The organism is Ekhidna sp. (assembly GCF_965228795.1).
In the GTDB taxonomy this organism is placed as follows: Bacteria; Bacteroidota; Bacteroidia; order Cytophagales; family Cyclobacteriaceae; genus Ekhidna.
The window spans coordinates 3,935,006-3,960,194 of the sequence record NZ_OZ245839.1 but is presented as its reverse complement, the minus strand read 5'-3'; the positions used below and the strand labels follow the sequence as shown (position 1 = coordinate 3,960,194).

Annotated in this window: 22 protein-coding genes and 1 tRNA gene; 11 read left to right on the top strand and 12 right to left on the bottom strand. The window is 39.3% G+C overall.

The window, feature by feature from the left end; all coding sequences use genetic code 11:
- Window positions 1-4: 4 nt before the first annotated feature.
- Entirely contained in the window at window positions 5-1,441 is a 1,437-nt protein-coding gene (gene rpoN / locus ACQK2H_RS17830; RefSeq protein ID WP_425392736.1) for an RNA polymerase factor sigma-54, read from the bottom strand.
- 119 nt (window positions 1,442-1,560) lie between these two features.
- Here rpoN and asnS point away from each other — a divergent pair, with 119 nt between their 5' ends.
- From asnS to ACQK2H_RS17805, 5 genes are all read left to right on the top strand, one after another.
- Window positions 1,561-3,015 carry an asparagine--tRNA ligase gene (gene asnS / locus ACQK2H_RS17825; RefSeq protein WP_425392735.1) on the top strand — a complete coding sequence of 485 codons (1,455 nt, stop codon included), beginning with the start codon at window positions 1,561-1,563 and terminating at the stop codon, window positions 3,013-3,015.
- A 92-nt stretch (window positions 3,016-3,107) separates the two neighbouring features.
- Window positions 3,108-3,959 carry a carboxypeptidase-like regulatory domain-containing protein gene (locus ACQK2H_RS17820; protein WP_425392734.1) on the top strand — a complete coding sequence of 284 codons (852 nt, stop codon included), beginning with the start codon at window positions 3,108-3,110 and terminating at the stop codon, window positions 3,957-3,959.
- 182 nt (window positions 3,960-4,141) lie between these two features.
- On the top strand, window positions 4,142-4,960 hold the full coding sequence (locus ACQK2H_RS17815; RefSeq protein ID WP_425392733.1) for a sterol desaturase family protein: 819 nt from the start codon (window positions 4,142-4,144) through the stop codon (window positions 4,958-4,960).
- Between the two features lie 35 nt (window positions 4,961-4,995).
- Window positions 4,996-5,229 carry a ribbon-helix-helix domain-containing protein gene (locus tag ACQK2H_RS17810; protein ID WP_425392732.1) on the top strand — a complete coding sequence of 78 codons (234 nt, stop codon included), beginning with the start codon at window positions 4,996-4,998 and terminating at the stop codon, window positions 5,227-5,229.
- Window positions 5,229-5,633 (top strand): type II toxin-antitoxin system VapC family toxin, encoded by a 405-nt coding sequence (locus ACQK2H_RS17805; protein WP_425392731.1) that lies wholly within the window; start codon window positions 5,229-5,231, stop codon window positions 5,631-5,633. The genes ACQK2H_RS17810 and ACQK2H_RS17805 overlap by 1 nt, the downstream gene beginning before the upstream one ends.
- A 7-nt stretch (window positions 5,634-5,640) precedes the next feature.
- On the opposite strand, the gene ACQK2H_RS17800 is transcribed toward ACQK2H_RS17805, so the two are convergent.
- The 9 genes from ACQK2H_RS17800 to ACQK2H_RS17760 all read right to left on the bottom strand — a co-directional run bounded on the left by ACQK2H_RS17800 (window position 5,641) and on the right by ACQK2H_RS17760 (window position 16,209).
- Complete coding sequence (locus ACQK2H_RS17800; RefSeq protein WP_425392730.1) at window positions 5,641-8,295, bottom strand: ABC transporter permease; 2,655 nt, start codon at window positions 8,293-8,295, stop codon at window positions 5,641-5,643.
- Complete coding sequence (locus ACQK2H_RS17795; RefSeq protein WP_425392729.1) at window positions 8,282-8,614, bottom strand: PadR family transcriptional regulator; 333 nt, start codon at window positions 8,612-8,614, stop codon at window positions 8,282-8,284. Before ACQK2H_RS17795 ends, ACQK2H_RS17800 begins: the two co-directional genes overlap by 14 nt.
- Window positions 8,615-8,729: 115 nt before the next feature.
- A complete protein-coding gene (locus tag ACQK2H_RS17790; RefSeq protein WP_425392728.1) occupies window positions 8,730-9,329 on the bottom strand; it encodes a porin family protein in 600 nt (199 codons plus the stop codon).
- A 91-nt stretch (window positions 9,330-9,420) separates the two neighbouring features.
- Window positions 9,421-10,326 carry a hypothetical protein gene (locus ACQK2H_RS17785; RefSeq protein WP_425392727.1) on the bottom strand — a complete coding sequence of 302 codons (906 nt, stop codon included), beginning with the start codon at window positions 10,324-10,326 and terminating at the stop codon, window positions 9,421-9,423.
- 198 nt (window positions 10,327-10,524) lie between these two features.
- Window positions 10,525-11,028: a hypothetical protein gene (locus tag ACQK2H_RS17780; RefSeq protein ID WP_425392726.1), complete on the bottom strand. Its 504-nt coding sequence runs from the start codon at window positions 11,026-11,028 to the stop codon at window positions 10,525-10,527.
- Between the two features lie 122 nt (window positions 11,029-11,150).
- A complete protein-coding gene (locus ACQK2H_RS17775) occupies window positions 11,151-12,509 on the bottom strand; it encodes a sigma-54-dependent transcriptional regulator (RefSeq protein WP_425392725.1) in 1,359 nt (452 codons plus the stop codon).
- Window positions 12,509-14,902 carry an ATP-binding protein gene (locus ACQK2H_RS17770; RefSeq protein WP_425392724.1) on the bottom strand — a complete coding sequence of 798 codons (2,394 nt, stop codon included), beginning with the start codon at window positions 14,900-14,902 and terminating at the stop codon, window positions 12,509-12,511. The genes ACQK2H_RS17775 and ACQK2H_RS17770 overlap by 1 nt, the downstream gene beginning before the upstream one ends.
- Window positions 14,903-14,986: 84 nt before the next feature.
- Window positions 14,987-15,898, bottom strand: coding sequence for a DUF4382 domain-containing protein (locus ACQK2H_RS17765; protein WP_425392723.1), 912 nt, complete (start codon window positions 15,896-15,898; stop codon window positions 14,987-14,989).
- A 239-nt stretch (window positions 15,899-16,137) separates the two neighbouring features.
- Window positions 16,138-16,209 (bottom strand) — tRNA-Arg (locus tag ACQK2H_RS17760).
- A gap of 125 nt (window positions 16,210-16,334) precedes the next feature.
- Here ACQK2H_RS17760 and ACQK2H_RS17755 point away from each other — a divergent pair.
- Window positions 16,335-17,219, top strand: a complete 885-nt coding sequence (locus ACQK2H_RS17755) for a mechanosensitive ion channel family protein (protein WP_425392722.1) — start codon at window positions 16,335-16,337, stop codon at window positions 17,217-17,219.
- On the opposite strand, the gene ACQK2H_RS17750 is transcribed toward ACQK2H_RS17755, so the two are convergent.
- Complete coding sequence (locus tag ACQK2H_RS17750; RefSeq protein ID WP_425392721.1) at window positions 17,216-17,404, bottom strand: hypothetical protein; 189 nt, start codon at window positions 17,402-17,404, stop codon at window positions 17,216-17,218. The genes ACQK2H_RS17755 and ACQK2H_RS17750 overlap by 4 nt on opposite strands.
- Window positions 17,405-17,497: 93 nt before the next feature.
- Window positions 17,498-18,622, bottom strand: a complete 1,125-nt coding sequence (gene hflX / locus ACQK2H_RS17745; RefSeq protein ID WP_425392720.1) for a GTPase HflX — start codon at window positions 18,620-18,622, stop codon at window positions 17,498-17,500.
- A gap of 65 nt (window positions 18,623-18,687) precedes the next feature.
- On the opposite strand from hflX, the gene ACQK2H_RS17740 reads away from it, so the two are divergent.
- The 5 genes from ACQK2H_RS17740 (at window position 18,688) to ACQK2H_RS17720 (ending at window position 25,186) form a co-directional block, all read left to right on the top strand.
- On the top strand, window positions 18,688-19,797 hold the full coding sequence (locus ACQK2H_RS17740; RefSeq protein ID WP_425392719.1) for a glycosyltransferase family 4 protein: 1,110 nt from the start codon (window positions 18,688-18,690) through the stop codon (window positions 19,795-19,797).
- A gap of 108 nt (window positions 19,798-19,905) precedes the next feature.
- Complete coding sequence (locus ACQK2H_RS17735) at window positions 19,906-20,589, top strand: polysaccharide biosynthesis/export family protein (RefSeq protein ID WP_425392718.1); 684 nt, start codon at window positions 19,906-19,908, stop codon at window positions 20,587-20,589.
- A complete protein-coding gene (locus ACQK2H_RS17730; RefSeq protein WP_425392717.1) occupies window positions 20,589-22,967 on the top strand; it encodes a GumC family protein in 2,379 nt (792 codons plus the stop codon). Before ACQK2H_RS17735 ends, ACQK2H_RS17730 begins: the two co-directional genes overlap by 1 nt.
- The gene (locus ACQK2H_RS17725) at window positions 22,967-23,686 is read left to right on the top strand and encodes a tyrosine-protein phosphatase (RefSeq protein ID WP_425392716.1); all 720 of its coding nucleotides are present in this window, start codon (window positions 22,967-22,969) and stop codon (window positions 23,684-23,686) included. The genes ACQK2H_RS17730 and ACQK2H_RS17725 overlap by 1 nt, the downstream gene beginning before the upstream one ends.
- Window positions 23,687-23,782: 96 nt before the next feature.
- Window positions 23,783-25,186 carry a tetratricopeptide repeat protein gene (locus ACQK2H_RS17720; protein ID WP_425392715.1) on the top strand — a complete coding sequence of 468 codons (1,404 nt, stop codon included), beginning with the start codon at window positions 23,783-23,785 and terminating at the stop codon, window positions 25,184-25,186.
- Window positions 25,187-25,189: the final 3 nt, after the last annotated feature.

Below are 25,189 nucleotides of genomic sequence, written 5' to 3'. Positions count from 1 at the left end.
ATTTTCAAAGTTCCTTTCTGAGGCGAGCCACAGGTATATTTAATTGCTCCCTATACTTTGCAACCGTCCTTCTGGCGATATTGTAACCACACTCTTTCAGTGCTTTTTCCAATTTTTCATCCGATAGAGGTTTTGATTTATCCTCAGCTTCAATAAATCCTTTCAACTTACTCTTTACTTCCCTGCTGCTCACATCCTCTCCAGAATCAGTGGAAATTCCCTCTGAAAAGAAATACTTGAGAGGGAAAACACCAAATTCGGTTTGAACCGTTTTGCTACTTGCTACACGTGATATGGTGGAAATGTCCATGCCTATTCGGTCAGCAATGTCTTTCAATATCATTGGTTTTAGCTTGCTTTCATCACCTTCCAGGAAATATTCATACTGAAAGTCGATGATGGCTTGCATGGTATTAAGAAGTGTTTGCTGCCTTTGTCTGATGGCATCTATAAACCACTTAGCTGAGTCGAGTTTCTGTTTGATGAATGAGACAGTTTCTTTTAGTTTCTTGTCCTTCTTGTTGCTTTTATCATAAGCCTGTAGCATTTCAGAATACGAACGGCTTACTTTTAACTGAGGAGCATTCCTCGAATTCAATGAGAGCTCAAGTTTGTCATCATTATTCACTAAAATAAAGTCAGGGATGATGTACTGGGTCTTGACCATTTCGTCACCGGTACCTCCAGGCTTGGGATTCAACTTGGTAATTAAATAGATCGCCTCACGAAGTAAGTCCTCATTTTCAATGCCTAGTTTCTTAGAGATTTTATCGTAATGCTTTTTAGAAAACTCGTTGAAGCAATTGTCAATGATTCTTTGAGCTATCTGAACCACTTCACTGTCACTATCTTTTCTTTCCAATTGAATCGAGAGACATTCCTGCAAACTCCTGGCACCAATTCCTGCAGGTTCAAAATTTTGAATTTTATATAGCAGCGCTTCAAGTTCTTCTTCATCAGTTTCCACTCCCTGAGAGAAGGCAAGATCATTTACAATGGCCTCTAGTTCTCTTCGGATATATCCATCAGAGTCTATGCTGCCAATTAATTGTCTTCCAAGTACCTCTTGTCTTTCATCCAACTTTAAGTAACCAAGCTGGGAAATCAAATGCTCGTGAAGCGTTTTCCCCATTGATATGGGTGATTCTTTGTCTTCCTCGTCAGGATTCCTGCCGTCCCCCTGCATCTTATACCCGGCGTAATCATCCTGCAGATAGTCTTCTATCCCTTCAGCCACATCATCGTACTCTTCATCATACTCCTCTGCCGGATCATCAGCTTCCTTCTCTTCCTTTCCTTCCTCCAGAGCCGGATTCACTTCCAGTTCCTCTTCAACACGCGCTTCCAATTCAGCAGTGGGTACTTGCAATAGCTTAATAAACTGTATCTGCTGTGGAGACAGTTTCTGTTGAAGCGATTGTGTTAGTGAGAGTTTTTGCATGTTTTAAGTCCTGGTAATTCTAATAAAGTCTTAGCTAAAGGCAAGCCAAAAAGCTTAAGACCTTATTATGTGAGTCAAAAATATCACATTCGTTACTTTTGCCGCGCAAATATTTAACGATGGCGGACAAAATAAGAAGAACAAAAATCAGGCAAATCTTGAAGGATGGAAAATCTGGAGAAGAATTATGTGTAAAAGGTTGGGTTAGAACGAAGCGTGAAAGCAAGAATGTGGCCTTTGTAGCGCTTAATGATGGCTCCACCATTAATAATTTGCAATTGGTGCTGGATGTGTCAAAAGTAGATGAGCAGGTACTTCGCACAATCACTACAGGTGCAAGTATTTCTGCCACTGGAAAATTAGCTGAATCTCAGGGTGCCGGGCAATCCGTTGAGTTATTAGTTGATGTAATAGAAGTGTTGGGTGAAGCTCATCCGGACGAATACCCACTCCAGCCAAAAAGGCATTCGATGGAGTTTTTAAGAGAGATTGCTCACCTTCGCCCAAGAACAAACACTTTCGGAGCAGTATTCAGGATTCGTCATGAAATGGCGTATGCTTTACACACGTTCTTTCATAATAAAGGATTCTTTTATTTACATACCCCAATTCTAACTGCCTCAGATGCAGAGGGTGCAGGAGAGACATTTAAAGTCACAACGCTGGATTTGAACAATGTACCGAAGACCGATGACGGTCAGGTAGACTACAAGCAAGACTTCTTTGAGAAAGAGACTAATCTGACGGTTTCCGGCCAATTAGAAGGGGAGTTGGCGGCATTGGCCATTTCTGAGATTTATACGTTTGGACCTACTTTCAGAGCGGAGAACAGTAACACCACACGGCACCTGGCGGAATTTTGGATGGTAGAGCCTGAGATGGCTTTTTACGACCTGGATGATAACATGGATCTGGCGGAGGAAATGCTTAAATACATGGTGCGTCACGCACTAGAGCACTGCAAAGATGATTTAGCATTTTTGAACAAGCGATTGCAAGATGAGGAAAAACAAAAACCACAAAATCAGCGAAGTGAAATGACGCTTGTTGAACGATTGGAGTTTGTAGCTGAAAATGATTTTGAAAGAGTTTCCTATACGGACGCCATTGAAATACTTAAGCGATCTAAACCAAATCAAAAGAAGAAGTTTCAATACCTGATTGAGGAATGGGGAGCAGACCTTCAGTCTGAACATGAGCGTTTCCTTGTTGAAAAACATTTCAAAAAGCCGGTGATCCTTTTCAACTATCCGAAAGACATCAAAGCGTTTTATATGCGTCAAAATGATGATGGCAAGACGGTAGCTGCTATGGATGTGCTTTTCCCGGGAATAGGAGAGATAGTAGGGGGCTCTCAACGTGAGGAACGTGGTTCTAAGCTAGAGGAGCGTATGCAAGAAATGGATATTCCAAAAGAGGAGCTTGAGTGGTACTTGGATACTCGTAAGTATGGAACGGTACCTCACAGTGGATACGGACTGGGATTTGAACGAATGATCCAGTTTGTGACAGGTATGGGGAATATCAGAGACGTGATTCCATTCCCACGTACTCCTGGGAATTGCGAGTTCTAAGAGCTCGTTTGTTGCTTATGAATAAGTAAGGGAAAATCTAAATTGTAACTATTCCTTACTGCATTCCATCGTTTTTATAAATTAACAAAGAGATGAATAAGCTATTTTTTTATTGGCTGGTTTTCAGTAGTGTGCTTTGTTATTCGCAGGATCAAATCATTGAGGGACTGGTAGTGGATGCAAAGACCAGGCAGCCAATTCCGTATGCTGCCATAGGAATAGTAGGTGAGAACGTTGGAACAGTATCCAACGAAGATGGCCGCTTTCGCTTAGCCATCCCCGCCAAGTATATGGATGACTCACTGACTTTTTCTGAGGTGGTCCACGTTCGAAAGAAGCTATCCATTTCTTACCTGTTGAATAACAAAGAAAATGTAATAACACTTGATGAAGCCATTATACAGCTTAAGACTGTCGAGATTACACCTGATAAGGAAAAAAGAAAGTATGAAAAATTGGGTGTAAAACCGACGTTTTATTGGGGTTCATGCTATGCCAACTTCAAGGGAGGAGCACAAATAGCCCAACTGATGGAAGCTAGTACTTATCCGGTTATTCTCTCCAAAGCAAAAATAAAAATCGGAGACAATACCCTTGAAAAAGCCAAACTGAGAGTACGGGTACTTGAGAAAACCTCAAATGGACTGCCGGGGCAAGATGTATTCGAAGGAGCTTTTATGGATATTTCCCATCAGGAAGGATGGGTTGAGGTTGATTTGAGTCACATGAATTTGGTGCTTAATGAAGACTTCTTCGTTTGTTTCGAGTTTTTGAATGTGTTGTGGCAACCAACAGAAGGTTATTTCTCCATTGTATGCTCCGAGTCCAATACCCTTTCCAAAAAACAGCTCGTTCGGAATGCTAGCCTGGGAAAGTGGCAATACGCTTTGCCTGGACAAAGACATATTTATTCCATCGGAGCTGAGGTGTATAAGTTGAAATGATGTTTAGTCGGTAAATCTTGAATTAGTGTAAGTCTAGCTCATGAATATGAGCTGAATTAGCTTTTGGCTTCCAATATTAGAGTTAGAATTCATTTCACGTATACTCAGTGTAATTACGAGTTTTAGAAACAAACAATTTATGGCTGCTGTTGTATATTCGTTACCGGATTAAGCAGTATGTCATGGAGGATTTTCTAAATTATTTTGCTGAGCTAACAACCATCCAAAAAATCATTTGGGTGGGCATGTGCCTGGCTTTCTTTTTTATACTGGAGAATTTCATTCCCCTTGTGAAGCATGACTATAAGCGATTACGTCACGATGGTGTGAATATGTTTTTCTTCGTTTTCCTAATGATCATCAATGTGATCTACGGAATAGCTCTCGTCGGGGCAACCAAATGGACGTCACAGGCAGAGTTTGGTGTTCTAAACTGGTTTGAGATGCCTGTTTGGCTTGGGTTACTGATCTCATTTGTCGCGCTTGATTTAGTGTCTCAATATTTTGCACACTTCCTGCTGCACCGTGTAAAATGGATGTGGAAACTTCATATGGTACATCACAGTGATACGAAAGTAGATCTCACTACTGGTGTACGTCAGCACCCCATTGAGTTTGTGTTGAGAGAGGCATTGGCACTGGCAACATTTGTTTTATTCGGAATGCCGGTGGCTTATTATCTGTTTTACAGAATCATCACGATCTTCTTTACTTACTGGACTCATGCAAATATCAGCTTGCCGAAATGGTTAGATAAAGCATTGAGTTACATTATCATTACTCCAAACACGCATAAATTCCACCATCATTTTGAACGTCCATGGACGGATACCAATTTTGGTAATGTGCTTTCTATCTGGGATCGAATGTTTGGGACCTTCACCTACGACGATCCATCTAAAATCAAATACGGCCTGGATGTGACTGACCCCACCAAGGATGAAAACATCAAGTACCAGCTTGGATTGCCCTTCAATAAGTCGATCAAGACGGATTACTAGTTATGTATTATATTATAACATAATATATTTGTGGTATGAATATGTCCATTTACTTACCGAATAAGTTAAAAGAGCAATTCGAAGCGTATGTTCAAAGCAAAGGAATTTCCAGAAGTGCTGCTTTTAGAAAAGCTATTGAACTTCTTTTAAAGCAAGATAAGAAGACATCCTGGGGAAGTTGGATGGATAAATTCGAAGGAGATGGTACCATTGAACCGTTTGAAAAATCCAGAGGTGATTTAAAAGCTCCAAATCCAGACATTTTTTGATGAGCTATCTTTTGGATACATGTGTCGTCAGTGACTTTGTAAAAGGTGATAATGCTACATTAGAAAAATTAAGGTCTGTTTCTCCAATTCAAGTAAAAATATCTTCAGTAACTGCTTATGAGCTATTCTATGGGTTGTCTAAGAATGCAACTCTTAAGAAAGGTATCAAAGAGGCAGTATTAGGGTTTGTAAGTGATGTGGAGATTCTTCCGTTCAGAACCGAGGAGTCTCAGGTCGCAGCGAAAATTCGAGCGAATCTTGAGCGCGAAGGAAATCCAATAGGGCCGTATGATGTTTTAATTGCCTCCACGGCATTGGAAAATAAGTTAACGCTGGTAACATCTAATATCAGCGAATTTCAAAGAATTCCATTGTTAAAAATGGAAAACTGGAGAGAAAGCTAGCCTTCTCTCACTCATACTTTAATGTCTCCACCGGATTAATGGCTGATGCTTTCATCGCATGATAAGCAATGGTAGCTATTGAGATAATAAAAGTAACCAAGCCAGCGAGAATGAATGGCCAAAGTGCGATGTTTACCCTAAATGCAAATCCATTGAGCCACTGATTTACCAAATAGTAGGATAGGGGGATCGCAATCACGAATGCAATGCCAATCAAAAGCATAAATTCCTTGGATAAGAGCATAAGAATTTGAGAAGTATTGATGCCCAGTACTTTCCTCACACCAATCTCTTTGGTTCGCTGTTCAACACTGAAAGTGGCTAACCCGAAAAGTCCAAGACAAGCTACCAGAATGGCTAACATAGAAAAGATCAATGTAACACTACTTAACTTTTGCTCTGACTTGTATGAATCATTGAGTGTGTCATCCAAAAAGAAAAAGTCAAATGGGCGCTCTGGTAATACAGAGACCCATGCATTTTCTAAATCTGAAATGGCGGCCTGCATTTGCTTACCTTCAATTTTTACTGCTACGTATTTAATGAAAAGATTGAATGCTCCAGGATGAGTATTTAAGGTGATTACAAGCGGAGCAATCGGGTGGTGTTTGGAGGCAAAGTTGTAGTCTTCCACTACACCAATCACCTGTCCTTTCAGTTCACCTCGGTAGTTAAATCTCTTTCCTACTGCAGCCTCCGGACTTTCCCATCCCATACTTTTCACAAACGTTTCATTAACCACCAAAGCGAGGGAATCATCTGTTTGAATGGTTTGATCGTACGTTCTCCCTGCTGCTAACGGAATATTCATAGTCTCAACAAAATCATGTCGTACATTGAATCTTGGAAAAGGTTTTGATTTGTCCATGCCCTCAAATGTGTAATTACCCACCTGGAATTTTGCACCTACAATTTCTTCCACTGCGGTCATGGATTTAATATGAGGGCTCTGTAAGGCAGCAGTTTTGAAATTTTCATAATGATTTCCCATTGGTGACTGGATCACTGGTACCATTACAATATTTTCATCATCAAAACCGGCATCCTTGTTCTGTAGGAAATTGAGTTGACTTAGGACAATCAGCGTACCGATAATTAGCATGATTGAGATGGCAAACTGTGTTGTAACTAGTAGCCTTCTGAAGTTCAGTCCACTGGTTTTTAGATGATTGTTTTTAAGAACAGATACTGTCTTAAAGGAGGAGAGAACAAATGCAGGATAAAACCCTGATAAAAGCCCAATGCTCAGTCCGGCTCCTATTAAACCAAAAAGAAATATAGGCTCCAGTAAAATAGCTAGCGAAACAGTCTTCTCTGTCAACTGATTAAAGCCCGGAAGCACCAATGCAACAATGGCAACTGCTACTAAAAGTGAGAAAAATGTAAGAAGTACGGATTCGAATATGAATTGATTGATCAGCTGTGATTTCGCACTTCCAAGTGATTTTCTGACTCCCACTTCCTTAGCCCTTTTATTAGCTCTGGCTGTGCTGAGGTTGATGAAATTAATGGAAGCAATGATTAGGACGATTATTGCTACTAGCCCGAAAATATAGACGTTTTTGATATCGCTATTCGCTGTGATTTCATAATCCAGTTTGCTATGAAGATGAATATCTTCAAGCGGCTGTAATTCAAGTGTGATGTCGTCTTTGACAAAATCGGGGAAATATTTCTGAACGAAATCCGGAAACTGGGCCAGGAGGTCTTCTTTGCTCGTGTTTTCTTCCAATACGATGTACGTCCAGCAAGGATTCCAATACCAGGTGGTAGGATAACCACCTCCAAATGATGACTTCAGGCTGGAAAATGAGATGATAAAATCAAACTTAAAATGAGCGTTGGTAGGGGTGTCCTCAAGTACTCCGGTTACTTGCAGGTTTTGATTTCCCTGAAACTCCAAAACCTTGCCTATTGGGTCTTCATCCTCAAAGTATTTTTTCACCATCGAGCGCGTAATCAGTATTGAGTTGGGTTCGTTCAGAGCTGTTTCTTTGTCTCCCGCCATCAATTCAAAATCAAAGACATCAAATAGCGTAGAATCTGCAAAAAAGATGTTGGATTCATTAAAACCCTTATCAGCTGTCTTATTTGCCAATGCAAGTGAAGGAGATTGAAAGTTAAAGAACCGAACAACCTGTTCTACCTGTCTTCCATAATCAAGCTTCAACGCAGGTCCTGTAGGGAACGGGAGGCTGGCTGAATGCTCGCCCACACCTTCACTTTCAAATTTTTCTAGTACCCGGTAGGTTCGATGCGATTTCGAATGGAAGGTATCGTAGCTTAGTTCATCATAGATGTAGAAGCAAATGAGCATGCAACATGCCAGGCCTATGGCAAGTCCGCACACATTCAGAAAGGAATATACTTTTTGCTTCACAAACGTTCTGTAAGTGATTTTAAAGTAGTTTTTGAACATGGCAATTTGAGTTGAGTTTTGACTTCTTTTTTTGAAAACAAATGGACGGCAAAGGCCCAGAGTATCGAGAATGAAGAAAAAATCTGCTTTCCATTTCTTCATTTTTTTTATCCGCTCTTCATACAGTTCATGCACATCGCCACGTAAGATTTCCAAGTGGTCATCGTGACAAAACCAGCACAGAAATTGATCTGCCCACCGAGGAGGCTGATGCTTTGTATCATTGTAGTTAGTCCGCGGCATAATTGATCTGTGGCAGTGTATGATACAATGAGGATCTTAGCTCATAAGACTGATCAAGCGCTTTTCTACCAAAGGCAGTGATTTCATAAAATCGTTTTCTTCTCCCACCTCTTTCTGCTGTGGCTCCACCTTCGTGAGATTTTATAAATCCTTTCTTCTCCAATCTGTTTAGGGCAGAGTGCATTGCTCCAATGCTGGGTTTGCGATTCGTTTTTTCCTTTAATTCATTTTTAATGGAAATACTGTACGCGTTTTGATGTAGTGACCCCACCACCAGTAGTACCAGCTCTTCAAATTCTCCTAGCTGTGTATGCTTCATGTGGGAATAATACGGAGTTGGAATGAATTAGTTTCCTAATCGTATAACATATTAAAAAAATAGAAAGCCTACCCCACAACGAGGGTAGGCTTCTATAATGAGGGATAATTTGTTTTTAGAAGTCCAGTGCTACGTAAAGCTGGAATACGGAGTTCTTAGCGTTATTAGCCGCTTCTCCTGCAAACGAACCTGACTTTCCTATCTCTCTTAGGCCATAGTTATATCTTAATCCGATCTGACTTGCGTCAAAATCAATGGCAGCACCTCCCGAAAGACCGTAATCAAATGTGTTAAAATCATCTCGATCTAACTGAGCCACGCCATTAACATCACCATTAGAGTCAACGTCTTTGACATTTACGCCTACCAAAAATCCGACATATGGACCAATGTGTAGGTTAAAATCTCCTACATGACCAACAAATAATATTGGCATTTCCAGGTAGTTTAAGTTGTACTTATACTTTCCACTACCAAGTGCACCATCATAAATAATTTCAGCACCTTTATTGGAGTATGCTAGTTCGGCCTGAAAAGACTCATTCGCTGATTGATGCCATAAACCTAGATTGAGACCTATTTTCATGTTTTCGTCACTTACATCATCGACATATAGGTTAGCGAAGTTCGCACCACCTTTTATACCGCTTCGTTGTGCCATGAGTAGGCCTGATGTAATAAATAATACGCTTAATAATATTGCTTTAGTTTTCATGTCTTCCTTGATTTAAATCTTTGAAAATCATTATAAAATAAGGGCCCACTGGAGCGTGGACCCTTGGAGTCACCACAACCCATAACTGATCCTAGCTTTTCACAGCTACAACCAGGTATTTTGAAATTCCCCAGAATTTTTCTGGGTTTTTGATGTCAATATATTTTACTACTTCACCTTCTTTTACAATTTCATATGAGTCAGAAGGGTGGTCGGTGATTAAATCAACTTTTTCAGCATCAACTATCAGTCGATTGGTTGTTCTGATATCGATTTCACTAAACTTATCTTTAGCAGCATCCGGATCCAGTTCGTTTATTTTACCGAACCAGAGGAATCCACCTTCTTTATTGACAAGTCCATCTGCTACAAGTGACTTTTCGGTTCCAATTGCAAAAAAGGCTTTATTCAATTCTTCTTGCTGCATATTGATTTTTCTCATTTGCGTATCAAGCTCATTTTCCTGAGAATCCACCTGGTACTCAAGAGATTTAAGATCTGCAGTCATTTCAGAAATAACCACATCTTTTTCTTTCAATTCCTCTCGAAGGGAAGCGATTGACTGCTTACGGTCTTCAAGTTCTTTAGAAAGCTGATTAACACGACTTTTGAATGAGCTCAGATTGATATTCGCATTGTCTAGCTTGGCCACCAATCGTGATACCGTTTCATTGGTTTGCAAGATTAGACTATCAATTAAGCTCATATCCTTGACCATTTGCTTTTTGTCTGCAGCAGTAAAATCATTGGTATTGCTAACGTCAGAAAGAATATTTTCTCGCTGCTTTATTTTTTCAATTTTGCTTTCTACACCATACATGATGTCAATGATTTCATTATAAGCAGAGTCACGTCGCTGCAACTCTTCTTCCAGTTGTACAGATTGTACAACCAATTCTTTTTTCTCTTCTTGCATAGACGTAAATGCCACTACAAGTCCTGCTGTGATTACTAAACCAATCACAACGGCTAAGATGTTTTTGTTTCTATTTTTCATAATGGTATATTATAAATGTTCACTTGATTAACTATTGATTTTATCCATCTTTTAAATCGCTCTATCCCTAGGCTTAAAGAGATGCTATCTTCATTATTGTTGCCATGCCTGTTGATGTGTGCGACTATCAGAACAGCCGCACCAAAAAGGACATAGGCTATAGCGATAAATTCGATGATAAATTCCATCACCACTTTTTTAGAATGTTACTTTAATTCCTAAACCGGGATCCAATGCAATGAATGCATCTCCATCGGTAGCAACTTCAAAAAACGGCTTGAAGTCTAGGCTCATAGCGATAGGCACTTCTTGAATTTTGTATTCTATTCCGAATATGCCATCAATTCCCAGACCCAACTCTGATGTTTCACGACGGTAAAGGCCATCATTGCGAATCACGTCAGATTGGGTGGCTACATGACCACCGATACCATAGTACCAGTTCAATCCAGGCTCAGAAAATGCCGGAGCATAACGCTCTACTAATACTGTTGCAGAGAAGGCGTTTGGATAAAATCCTACTATACCTTCAATTGCTTTGCTAGGTTCTGTAAAGTGTTTGATTGTTAATCCTGATGTCCCAAGACCTCTTACACCAATTGCCGTTTTGTAAGTGGTGCCGGTTTTAAGTTGTTGACCGGTTGCTGGCAAAGTGATAATGGCACTCAGTAAAAAAATTGATAGTATTTTCAATGATTTCATAGTCGTCCTTGCTTTTTTGACTATGAAAGATCAAGTGATGTGCCTCAATTGTAACTAATTGATAATCAATTATTTAAAAAAATATACCATCAATTAATTTTCTCGATTTGAGAAAATATATCTTACTGAGAGGATTCTTTTTCTTCTTTGAGGAGTCTGTAGATGGTTGACTGCCCAATGTCCAATTTGTCTGCGACAAGCTTTATGTCATCATCATACTTTTTCAGATATGAGTGAATGATGCGCATTTGATATTCGCGCATGCTCATTTCTTCTGTCAGAATATCTGATAACACATCTTTCTGCGCGAATGTGATGTCATCCGGAGTGATTTCTTCTCCATCAGCCATTACCATGGAAAGCTCGACGATTGATTTCAGTTCTCTAATATTCCCTGGGAAAGGGTAATTCATGAGTTTCTGAAGTGCTTCCTTGCTAAATGACTTGAGCTCTTGATCATTTTCGTTCGCAAACGCGTTTGCAAAGTGTTTGGCTAATATTATTACATCTTTATCGCGTTCTCTAAGTGGTGGTAGTTCGATTGGCAATCCAAATAACCGATAATATAGATCCTCTCTAAAGTTACCGTTCTTCACCTCTTGTTGCAGATTTCTATGTGTGGCCACAATGACTCTACAATTTATTTTTATTGTAGCGGATCCGCCAACTCGTGTAATTTCTCTCTCCTGTAAAGCTCTCAAGAGTTTCGCCTGAAGTGAAATTTCCATTTCTCCAATTTCATCCAGGAATAGCGTTCCTCCCTGAGCTTGTTCAAACTTTCCAATGTGCTTACCTGTAGCTCCGGTAAACGATCCCTTTTCATGACCGAACAGTTCACTTTCTACCAAATCCTTAGGAATGGCACTCATGTTCACAGGTACGAAGGGTTTTGTCTTTTGCTTTCCGTTGTAATGAATGGATTTGGCAACTACTTCTTTTCCGGTACCGGTTTCTCCGGTGATCATTACCGTTATGTTGGTTTGAATTGCCTTCTCAATGAGTTTGAATACACGTTTTATTCTCGCACTCTGACCAATGATGTTTGATTGGAATTCATACTTCTTCTCTACTTCTTCCTGAAGCGATGCTACGCGTGCCTCTAGTTTTTTGTTTTTACCGAGCTTGTTAAGTACGTGAACCAATCGATCTCTGATATCATCCGTTTTTGTGAGATAATCGTAAGCTCCTTTTTTTAGTAAATCGATGGCCGTTTCAATATCTTGCTGTTCAGAAATAATGATAATCTCAATCGATGGGTCGACCGCTTTGATTTTATCAAAAAGTTCAGTTCCGGAGTAATCAGGTAAGCGAAAATCCAGCGTGACTAGCTGTGGTTTCTCTTTTAGTTCTTTGAGCATTGATTCACCGTCAGAAAAAGCCTTCACTGTGTGGTCCGGATTTAGGCTAAGTGTATGAACTAAAAGCTTCCTGTACCATTCGTCATCCTCAACGACGAATATTTTGAATGACTGCTCGGACATTACTTTTTGTTTTTTTGTAAATGTAATTGAAGTGCTTGAACGAGTTCCTCAGTAGTACTTTTGATTTTTTCGTATTCTTCTAATGAAAGGGGCTGGCCTTCACGTGATTTTAGTTCATACTCTTTTAGTAGTGCTACCACCTGGTCTGCCTTTAGATGTCTTGCAGGAGCTATGATTTTGTGCAGGACTTCCCCGGCATCTTCCCATTTTTCATCAGAATATGCACCCTCCAGCATTCTTAAGTTTTCTCGTGTGCTGGAAATGAAGGTTTCGATCATATCATTAACAAAAGCATCATCTCCCATTCGTTTTAGCCCAGCAAGGTTGTAGGTAGCTTCGATATTATTTGCTATACCTTCATTTTTAGGATTTTCTATCTTCTGACTTTCCTTCATTAACCTTATTAATTCATCTGTTTCAAATGGTTTTCTCAGCACCTGGGTTATTCCTGCACTTTGTGCCAATTTCATGTCCTGATCTGAAACTGTTGCGGTTAAACCAATGATGGGTGTTGATTCGTTGATCATGTTAGGTTTCCGGATTTTTTCTGCAACCTCCGGACCGTTTAAATGTGGCATTCTGAAATCCATTAGCACTAAATCGTATCGTTGTTCCACTAAGAGGTCATAAGCCTCTTTTCCGTCCACAGCAATATCATACGTTACTTCATGTTGCTTAAAAATAGCCTCCAGGAGTTTTCTGTTAAACTCTTCGTCATCGGCAATTAGCACGTGCATTTTAAGCTGTGATTGCACATTTTTTACTTCTGTGTTTTTTACCTCTTCTTTGTCGCTAGCAACCTTATAAGGTAGTGTAACTGTAAATGTACTTCCTTCTCCTTCTGTGCTTTCCAGCGTGATTTTGCCTCGATGAATGGTAACTAATTTTTTGGTGATTGATAGGCCAAGTCCTGTACCTTTTCTTCTATCCTCACGATTTACTTGTTCAAACTCATTAAATATTTGCTTTTTTCTTTCGAGCGGTATACCTACGCCTGTATCACTTATTTCAAAGCAGATCTGTACTCCCTTTTTCGTTTGCTTTTCCTTTCTAACACGTATTGCTACTCTGCCTTTATCCGTAAATTTTATAGCGTTGAAAATCAGGTTTAGGAGGATTTGACGAAGACGATATGGATCACCATAAACGATTTCCGGTAGGTTTTCAGCTGTGTATGCTAAATCCAAATTCTTTTCTTCGGCCTTGTCCTCCAGGAGCTTAATTGTGTCATTTAGAAGCTCATCAATACTGAATGGTTTTTCTTCAAGTTTGATTTTTCCACTTTGCAGTTTAGAAAAGTCCAAAACATCATTAAGAATGTGTGTTAAATGCTCTGTTGATTTATCAATGATTTGAAGGTATTCTTTTTGATCACTGTCGAGATTCGACTTAAGTAAAAGTTTTGCAAACCCGCCAATGGCATTCATAGGCGTACGAATTTCGTGGCTCATATTTGCCAGAAACTGTTCTTTTTCTTTAGCAAGTTTTAGGGCGTTTTTCCTGGAGGTGTTTAGCACTTCCTGATGTTTTTTGGTTCTTAGAATATAAATAATGAGCACAGTCAATGTTGTCAGTAGAAGTACAGGCAAGACAATACTGAACATCGTCACATACTTATTGGTGTATCGGGCGATTTCTCTGGCATTGGCAGCATGGGCCTTTATTCTATCTAATTCTCTTTTTTCTAGATAGTTGAGTTTATCACTGATTCGGGCTTGAATTTCCTGATGGTCTTGCTGAAGAGAAAATTCTTTCAATTTCTGCACATAGGCTTTTCTTTTGGATTGATTCGCAATAGAGTCCAGTTGACTGTTGATTAGATCCCGGTATTCTGAAGAGCCATAAATATCCACTGTATCTGACTCGATGACTTGCTCTTTTTTACCAAACAAGCTCTGAAGAAATCCACGCTTTTTTCGTAGGATCGTGTCTTCTAATATCCTTTCTGTTTGAACGTCATTTAATTGAAGTTTCAGCGCAGCGATTGACTGATCCATTGTTTCATAATCAAGATCAGCAACCTGAGATAATACCGTTCCTTTATTTAGAACTAAGTTTTGCAAAGAGTCAAGTGTATTGCGGATGGCTGTATCTGTATTTCGCTCAGCCAGTGTATCGATGATGCGAACAGTAGAGGCAATATTTTCTTTAAAATGCTGCATGTGCATTTCTTCATTCGTATACACATAGCGCTCCATTGCATGATCTACTTTTTGAAGCTCTAAATCAATGTTATTTAAGAGGAGGAGGTTTAGATTGGGTTCTACCTCTCGCTCCAGTGCGCCAATGATTTGGTTGAGGTTTCTGTAAGCAAAAAAACCCAGGAGGGATGCACCTATGGTGAGAACCAAAAGTGAGGTTCCTAGAATGTAGGGAAATCTACTTCGCTTCAATGACTTTGTTTTTAACAAAGTTGATAAGAGTTTGTGGTAACTAAAAAAAGGGACCGTTTAGGCCCCTTTAGTCATTAATTTAGATTATTTCAATGCGATGTTAACTATCACAGTAGCATCAGCATCTACACTTATCTTATTGAAAAGTGATCCATCAATCATAAGGTCAGATTCAACTCGACCTAGGAATTCAAGATCCTCATCATCGTCAGTGTTTTCGTAAGATGCTACAATGATTTCATAGTCGCCTTCTTCCATAAATGCCAGGGTATATGAACCATCTTCAGCAACGACTGCAGAGTTTACAGAACCTTCATATCTGGTTTTACCTTCTGCGGGCTCATTTTCTTCTGATGCGCTGAAAGTTCCTTCAGAATATGCATACACAACATACTGTTTACCTGACTCCATAGACCCATTCACAGTTCCTTCAATAGTACCGGTTGTGCTAATGTCTACCAGTCTTGCCTTAGGTCTAAGCTTGTATTCACCATTTCCGGTAACTACTAGTGCTTTTCTAAGGTCTACATCAGCAACTAGTTCTGAAGTAGTATTTGCAGCTACTTCAAAGGTTCCATTTACTTTATAACCTGAAGACGTTCCACTTGGAATTTCCAGTGTCTCTCTTGATCCGTCTTTAAATTCAATGTAAGAATCAGACTCACCTGAAATGATGAATCTCAAGTCTTCATATGTTCCGGCTTCAAGATCACCTTGTCCAAGGAAATAGGTTTCACCGTTTTGATAAGCCATCAAGTTGAAGGACTTTGGTGAGTCAAAAGTCGCTACTGTTCGGGTTTCACCATTTGCAGTAGCTCTCACCTCACTGATGGAAAGATTGACACTGTTTACATTTTCAGCATCAACACGTGCATCAGTCATGGATACGCTGGCTTTACCTTTTGAATCTATCTCAGAGCTGCCATCACTACATGCGAATAGTCCTGTTAATACTAGTATTCCTAAAATTTTCGATGTTATTCTTAGCTTTTTCATAGCGATTAAATTTTAATTCTACATTTATTTCGCTGTGCATAGATGCTAAGCCTGTGCCAATCGGGACTAGTAGGATAAAACCCTCTTTTTAGCAGATAAAACCTCTGTAATTGAAGACAAGTCATTTGGGGTATTTCTCAAAATGAGAAAGTGAATGCAATAATGGGAGGAAATTTTTTTTGAAAAGAATCCCGCCTGTGTCAAAAGTTTAGGAAACTGCTAATCCCTACCCGCCGTAGTGGCCTCTCTAGGAATCGAACCTAGATCTAGAGTTTAGGAAACTCCTATTCTATCCATTGAACTAAGAGGCCAATATTGCCATTAAGGCAGGCGGGTATCCATTGAACTACAGAGACAGATTCCAAAATTATATAATCTAATTCTTTAGCTTAACTAAAGGAATGAAAACAAAGTATCAAGTTAATCCTACCAAGTCATGTTAAATAAAGTTGAAGAAGCATTTCAGAACATTTACCAAAGTATATATGAAAATGCACCAGATATTATTATTGGTATCATTCTATTTATCCTTTTTCTCTTCATTGGTTATGCTATCAAAATGCTGGTTGTAATAAGGTTGAAAAAAAGGTCCAATGATCAACTGCTGGTAAATTTTATAGGCAGAATCGTTTTTTTCACCTTCTTTATTTTTGCCTCTGTTTTATTTCTCAATCAAATTGGGCTCGGTAAAGCTGCCGGTGGCTTATTAGCAGGCGCTGGAGTTTCCGCTATTATCATAGGGTTTGCTTTTAAAGACATTGGAGAAAATTTTCTAGCCGGATTTTTTTTAGCATTCGGTAGGCCGTTTAATATCGGTGATGTTATTGAGGTAAATGGACTAATGGGGAAAGTGAAAGCCTTAAATTTCCGAAATACGCATATTCGAACGTTTGACGGAAAAGACATCTACATTCCCAATGCTATGCTTCTGAAAAATCCACTTCAGAATTATACCGGAGATGGATTGCTTAGATATAATTTCATTGTCGGAGTAGATTACAATGAAGATTTAGCAAAGGTTAGCAAGATCATCCAGGAGGCATTAGCTAAGAATGAGAGGATTCTTCAGGGTGGTGAATTAGCTCCATTTATTCAGCTTGAAGGCTTTGGTACAAATACCATTGATTTCAATGTCTTCTACTGGGTGGATTCGAAGAATTTTTTAGGAGTGATTGCAGAAATACGTACCACAGTGATGCATGGGGTGATTGATAGTCTTAGAGAAGCTGATATTAATTTGCCAGCCAATATTGTTGAGGTAAAAGCCTATGATAAATCATCTCGATTTCCTTTGGAGATTAGTAAAGAAGAAGCCACCTAGTGGTGGCTGCCTTTTAGTCTATCGTTATCGGTCTTGGTACTCTTGATTTTGATTAAATAGAAAAGTGAATTTTTTAATTGTTTAAGATCATCATTGTCAATGATTCCAAGCAACTTTAATAATGCAATAAAAAAAATCGCAATTCCAACACTTATCAAAGTAAGCCCGATTGCAAGTTTTTCCATATTACCTCCTTGTTTTATCTGCTACAATCTCAAAATTCTTTCCAACTTGGAATTTTGATCTCTTAGCCAAAGACTATAAGTCATTTTGTCAGATTAGTAGGTTTCCTGTTGCATATAATGCGGATATATTTTCATATGAACCTTTCTGACTTCTTTAGTGAGTAGTTCTCTTAATTCCGGAATTCCCTTTCCGGATTTGGCACTGATTTGTATAGATGACCCTTTTCCATTTGTAGAAACAGGCTCTTCTAGTTTGTCAATTTTATTGAAGATCTTGATGGTAGTAATTTCTCCGGCCCCTATTTCAGCCAATGTTTCATCCACTACGCTAATGTGATCTTCATGCGAAGGATTCGAGGCGTCAATTACATGAAGCAAAATATCTGCTTCCATTACCTCAGCAAGTGTTGATTTGAATGATTCAATTAAAGAGTGAGGCAGTTTTCGTATAAATCCTACGGTATCGGAAAGAAGAAATGGGATATTATTCAACACGACCTTTCTAACTGTGGAGTCCACAGTCGCAAAAAGTTCATCTTTGGCATAAACCTTTTCTTTGCTCAGAATCTTCATTAGAGTGGATTTTCCTGCATTTGTATAACCAACCAGGGCAACCCTTACGATCCCACTCCTCGATTTTCTTTGTGTGCTCGATTGCTTCTCTATTTTTTCAAGTTTCTTTTTCAGGACATTTATCTGATCTCGAATGATCCTTCTATCGGTTTCGATCTCCTTTTCTCCGGCACCACCACGAGTACCTGTACCTCCTCTTTGTCGTTCCAGGTGTGTCCACATTCGGGTAAGTCTAGGTAGAAGGTATTGAAATCGTGCCAGTTCAACCTGAGTTTTTGCCTGGGCAGTTTTAGCTCTTTTTAGAAAAATATCAAGTATCAGCAAACTGCGATCATAAATCTTGACCTTAAGTTCTTTTTCAAGGTTGCGAAGTTGAGATGGGGATAGATCGTCATCAAAAACAACCACATCGATCTTATCCATTTTACACATGGTCTTGATCTCTTCCAGCTTGCCTTTACCTACAAATGTGCGAGGATCAGGATGCTCCAACTTTTGAGTGAATTTGCCTAAAATATCTATTTGCAGCGTTTGGGAGAGGAACTCCAGCTCATCCATCATTTCTTCCATTCGCTCATCAGACTCTGATTTAGAACCTACAGCTACGAGAACACCCCGCTCATTCTTTTTTCCAGTTTCTATCATATTTTTCGCAAAGTTTGCTAATTAAGCATAGCTTACAAAAGTTTGCTATCCAAAGAGTCTACACTGTGAAGATCGCTTTTGTTGCCAATACTTGCTGGAATATTTACAATTTTCGAAGAGGTCTCGTTCATCACTTTCTATCTAAAGGGGATGAAGTACTTGTACTGGCGCCAAAAGACGAGTATACTCAGAAGGTGGTTGATTGGGGTTTGAAGTGGATTGATACCCCTTTGCAGGGTACCGGTGCAAATCCGGTTAAGGATTTCGGATACTTAAAAAAACTCCACAGCGTTTTTAAAGAAGAAAAGCCTGATATCGCATTATCTTACACGATCAAGGCAAACATATATGCATCTTTGGTTGGGAGGTTCACGTCTGTTCCTGTCATCTGCAATGTCAGTGGTTTGGGAACCGTTTTTTTGGTGAAAGGATTGATTGGAACCATTGCTATGCGACTTTATAAGATTGCTTTTAAATCAGCGAGTCATATCTTTTTTCAAAATGAGGATGATAAAGAATTATTCTCTTCTCATGTGAAGCTAGCTGCTGATCAAATGAGCGTTTTACCGGGATCCGGTATTGATCTTACTCAGTTCAAACCATCTTCAATGCCTTCAAATAATCACGTTCAATTCTTAATGATTTCGCGGGTAATCATTGAAAAGGGTGTTCGAGAGTTTGCGGAGGCTGCATCCTTTTTTAAGGATGAAAAAGAAGTGAAATTCACGCTGGTTGGTAGGTTTGACCCTGATCATTCCAGATCCATTGAAAAGACTGAGCTTGATCAATGGATTTCAGGTGGTTACATAAAATACATTCCACATTCAGACCATATAAAAACCTTGATTTCTGAATCTGATGTAATTGTACTACCCTCTTATAGGGAAGGCACTCCAAGGACACTTCTAGAGGGTGCTGCTATGGGAAGACCTCTTTTGACTTCAGATGTTCCCGGATGCAGAGAAGTAGTGAGAGATGGTTACAATGGATTTCTATTTGAAGTGAAAAATCCTAAGAGTTTACGGGATAAAATCAAGCTGTTTCTTTCCCTAAGTTCAGATGAACGAGAGCTCCTTGCCACTAATTCTCGTAAGTTAGTCGAGGAGCGATTTGATGAAAATATTGTAATTGATGCGTACGATCGAACTATACGTCGAATCTTAGAGTCAGCCTAGAATAATTCTTCTATTTTTACGATTCATAAATACTTATCTGTGAACCGCTTAATATTACTACTCTCAATTGTTATTTTAACCAGCTGTAAAGCTTACAAGCAAGACATAATGTTTCGTTTAGACAAGGATTTTACAGCAGACGATTTGTCTGAGGTGAAAGAAGAACTGGATGGTAACTATAAGTTAATGCCTAATGATGCATTACTCCTGGATGTTTTCACCAATGATGGAGAACGCCTTATTGATCCTAACCAGGAAATGATGACTAATCCGGGGCAGCAGCAACAGCAGTTCAGAGATCGTTTTCAATACATTATTCAGGCGAATGGTAATGCTACGTTCCCAATGATTGGTGACATGAATTTGGAGGGTATGACACTCTTTGAGGCAGAAAGAGCCATTGCTTCAAAGTTTGATTCTGTCTATAAAGGAACATTTGTCAAATTGAGAATAACAAATAGACGTGTTTTTGTCCTTGGGTCACCCGGAGGAGGAGTGGTGCAGCTACCGAACGAAAATACAAGCATTATTGAAGTGCTTGCATCAGCGGGAGGTTTGGAAATGGGTGCTAAAGCGCAGAATATTAAATTGATCAGGGGAAAAGAGGTATATCGAATCAATCTCTCAACTATCAGCGGGATGAAAGAAACACAAATGAATGTTGTTCCGGGTGATGTAATTTACGTGGAGCCATGGAGAAGGCCTTGGCTGCAAACATTAAGAGATGTTTCTCCGGCCCTTAGCCTGGTTTCCAGTGTCTTAACTTTGATTGTTGTAGTTCAGAACTTGTAATGGAAAACAACCATTTACCACAAAATGTACCTGATGGAGATCGTGATTTAATAGAATCATTCGATCTGGAAAGGTTTTGGTATGTATTGAAAAGAAGCAGGCTTTGGATGCTAGCCCTGATTATCCTTACATCATCAGCAGCGTATATCTATGTGAGGTATACGAAACCGGTTTATAGTTCCGAATCAGTTATTAAGCTTGAATTTCAAAGTGAGGCAAGTACACTTGGTTTAGTGGATATTGGTAACACACAAGATCGAAATGAAATTTCCGGTGAGATTGAGCTTATAAAATCACCATTGTTTCTTTCGAGGGTTGCTAATGCTGCAAAAATGGATGTATCATACCATCTGTACGGCAGGTATTTGACCGATGAAAGGTATCGTAATTCGCCGTTCAGGGTTTCCTACAAAATAATTAATACTGATTTTTATAATCGACCTTTTGATGTGCAGTTTGGAGCGGAAGATTCATTTAGCCTAAGCTATGATTGGGGTGGTGAAAAAGTTACCAAAATCTATAATTTCGGTGAAGAAATAAAGACGCCTAATTTTAACTTCCTCATTCACCGAACCGATCACTTCAGGTCAGATGATGATAACACATACTTCTTTATCATTAGTAGTGAAGAAAGACAGGTAAAGACACTCCAAAATAACCTTTCTGTTTTACCGGAAAACTTCAACGCCAAAACAATTAGAATTTCCTATTCAGATCATAATAAGTACAAAGCAAGAGATCTGGTGGATTTGATTGACTCGTTGTATTTGGATTATACACGCGAAGTAAAAAACCTTGCCATTGAGCAAAAGATCAATTTCCTGGATAAGCAGATTGAGAGCACGGAGGAAAAACTATCAGAATATGAAGATTATTTTGAGCAGTTCACCATTGAAAATAGAACCACCAACCTGGGTGAGGATCTCAATAGAACCATTGAACAACTTTCTATTTTAGACTCACAACGCTACAGTCTAAGAAAAAACACTAATGATCTTCGTGTTATTCAGAAAAGAGTAAAGGCAAAGGGTGCTTTGTCTGTTAATCCATTGCTACTTGAGGCTCTACCAGGTCCGTTGAGCAGGGCAATTGTGGAGTACTCTGACTTGCAACAACAAAAAGAGTTGAAGCTGGCATCATACAACGAAACTTCCTATGTCATTGAGCAGCTTGATTTAAAGCTTGAAAAGTCAAAAGAAGAATTGACGAATCTTGTTGAATCCTACGATGAGGCACTTCAGGATCGATTGGTTCAGATTGACAGGCGTAGGCGGATTTTGGAGAGTAACCTGTCTCAAATGCCGTCAATGGGAACAGAGTACGGTAAAAACAGACGAGTTTACGGACTTCAGGAGAATTTCATGCTTCAATTGCAAACATCTAAAATGGAGCTTGAAATTACACGTGCAGGTACAGTTACTAAAAATGTAATCCTGTCGCCTGCTTCATTGCCAGGATCTCCAATCAAGCCTCAAAAAGCATTGATTATTGGTGCTGGTTTTATGATTGGGGTTGTATTAAGCATTGTGTTCCTTTTGATTAGATATCTTGCTCATAATAAGGTGGCAGGTGTGAGAGAGCTGGAACGATTGGTAAATGTTCCGGTATTAGGAGCTGTGCCACATTATAAAAAAGAGCAGCTCAATCAAACGTCATTAGTTGTAAAAAATGATTCGAAAAGTTCACTAAGTGAGGCGCTAAGGACGATACGAACAAATATGGACTTTATCCATAATGGTAGCGGCTCCCGGACGATAAGCGTAACGTCTACAATTTCAGGAGAAGGTAAGACTTTTGTTGCGTCCAATTTGGGAGCAATTATGGCAATGACCGGTCAAAAAGTATGTGTTGTAGATATCGATATGAGGAAACCGAAAGTTCATTTGGCCTTCGGTGCAGTCAGTACGCAGGAAGGTGTTAGCACCATACTTGCCGGCAAAGCGAATGTTAAAGAAAGCATTCAAAAAACACCTATAGATGGATTGTTTTTCATTTCGGCAGGTCCAACCCCTCCAAATCCATCAGAATTGCTACTACAGGCAGAGTTTGATAATATGCTGGATGATCTAAAAAATCAATTCGATGTTGTGATTTTAGATACACCACCGGTTGGCCTGGTAACTGACGGAAGACTGGTGATGAAATATTGTGATATCCAGCTATATATCGTTCGTGCCGATTACTCTAAGCGAAGCTTTGTAAAAGTGCTGAATGACTTAAAGGCGACTGGTCAATTTTCGAAAATGACCGCCATCCTTAATTCAATAGATTCCACGCCGGGGTATGGATACGGTTATGGATACGGTTATGGTTATTATACAGAAGAAGGTACTTCTAAGAGGAAAAGAGTCGCTTCAAGTTTAAAAAATCTGTTCTAATGCCTTTTTTTTGGAAAAAGGATTACCAACCAATTTCAGTTGATATCCACTCTCATCTCATTCCGGGTATCGATGATGGAGCACAATCCTTGGAGCAAAGCCTTGATTTAACTAAAAAACTATCATCCTTAGGTGTTAAGAAAATTATAACCACACCTCATATCCACCCAAGATATCCCAACACGTCAAGAGATATCATGCTTGGCCTTAAGAGTCTGCAGGACTATTTGGCTAGAAATAATGTGGAGATGGAGGTTGAAGCGGCAGCAGAGTATTATGTAGATGAGACATTTCAAAAGGCTGTACAGAATGATGAGCCTGTTTTATCATTTGGTGATAGGTATGTTTTAATTGAGTCACCATTTCAGGTAAAACCGTTCTTTTTTGAGTCAACCATTTTCGATTTGCAATCGAAAGGTTATAAGCCTGTTTTAGCACATCCAGAGCGTTATCAATTTTTAGAGGGCAGTTTAGAATGGCTAAAGGAACTAAAAGCAATGAATGTTCTGTTTCAGCTCACTATTGGATCAATAGGAGGTTACTATGGGTCTATGCCGTCGAAAATTGGAACACAGCTTTTAAAAAAAGGGATGATCGATTTTCTTGGTTCTGACCTTCATCATGTAAAGCATATTGAGTTCTTTAAAAAGGGTCTAAAAGACAGAGAAATACAAAAGATGATTAAGAAAGGGGTGATGAAAAATCACGAACTTTTATAGGGATGTGGAAAACTTTTTAACCCTTTTTTGAAGGTTTTTAATTTCAAATTCCCCTAAATTCCTACTAATAATACCACCGAATTTTAACGTTTACTAATGGCAGAGGAACATAAGCGTAAGGAAGAGAGAGAGTTGATAAGAAAGTTTGAAGCTTTCCTTAAAAACAGGGAAAATCATTTCTTTGATGAAGAAGCTCTTGTGCAAATTATTTGTTACTACAGCGTAAATGATAAGCTGAAGCATGCTTTGAGAGCAGCAGATATCGCCTTGGAACAATTTCCTTATTCCATTGACCTAACAATAGAGAAGTCTGATGTGCTGGTTAAGCTGGAAAAGTCTGACGAGGCTGTTGATCTGCTTGATGAAACATTGAATATTCAACCGAACGATCCTGAGCTCTTACTCCAGAAGGGAGCGATTCACTGCCTATTGTCAGAATTTGATGAGGCGATTAATGCCTATGAAAGCGCTTTGCTCAATGTTGAGGAGAAAGATGAAGTTTACTTCAGCATTGGTATGGCTTATCAAGGACTAGGCAAATACAAGGAAGCAGCAGAGCAGTATAAGCTGGCCATTGAGATTAACATGCACAATGAAAATGCACTCTATGAATTAGCATATTGCCTGGATGTATCCGGAGAGTTGGAAAGTAGTCTTTCATACTATCAAAAATTCATAGATCAGGATCCTTATTCTGAATATGCGTGGTACAATTTAGGTATCGTGTATAATAAGCTGGGCAAATTTGAAGATGCAGTAGATGCATACGAGTATGCCACTGCTATCGATGAGGATTTTAGCAGTGCCTGGTTTAATATGGGTAATGCGCTCATGAACTTAGAGAAGTATGATCGCGCACTTGCGGCCTATTTAAAGACTTATGATCAGGAGGGAGCTTCACCTGAAACCTATTGCCATATTGGGGCAGCTTATGAAAAGTTGCAGCAACTAGAGCTTGCAATAAAATACTATCAAAAGGCTACCAAACTGGATCAGATGTATCATGAAGCTTGGTATGGAGTAGGTGTGTGTCTGGCGCTTCAGGATAAATGGTATGAGGCTATTCACTTTTTGAATAAAGCATTGAAGCTTGATTCAGAAAATGCACACTATTGGAAGGCTGTGGCTGATGCCGAATATAAAACCGGAAACCTTGTTTCATCCATAGAAGCTTATAGAGAAGCGAGTGAAATGGATTCTGAGAATCCCAATATATGGCTAGATTGGTCGATGGTGTACTATGAGCAAGGTGATTATGAGGAGGCCATCTCTGTTTTAGAACAAGGACTTGATGAATGTCCCGATAACTCAGAGATGTATTATCGGGGTGTCGTTTATTTGATTGGATCGGGCAGCTATAAAAATGCCATTAATAGATTGGAAACTGCTCTAATGCTTGATTTCGACAGGCATGAAGTACTTTTTGACTTTTTCCCTAACCTGCCAACTCAAAAAGCACTCTACAGAATAATCGATCAATTCAGGAAGGATAATAAATAATCT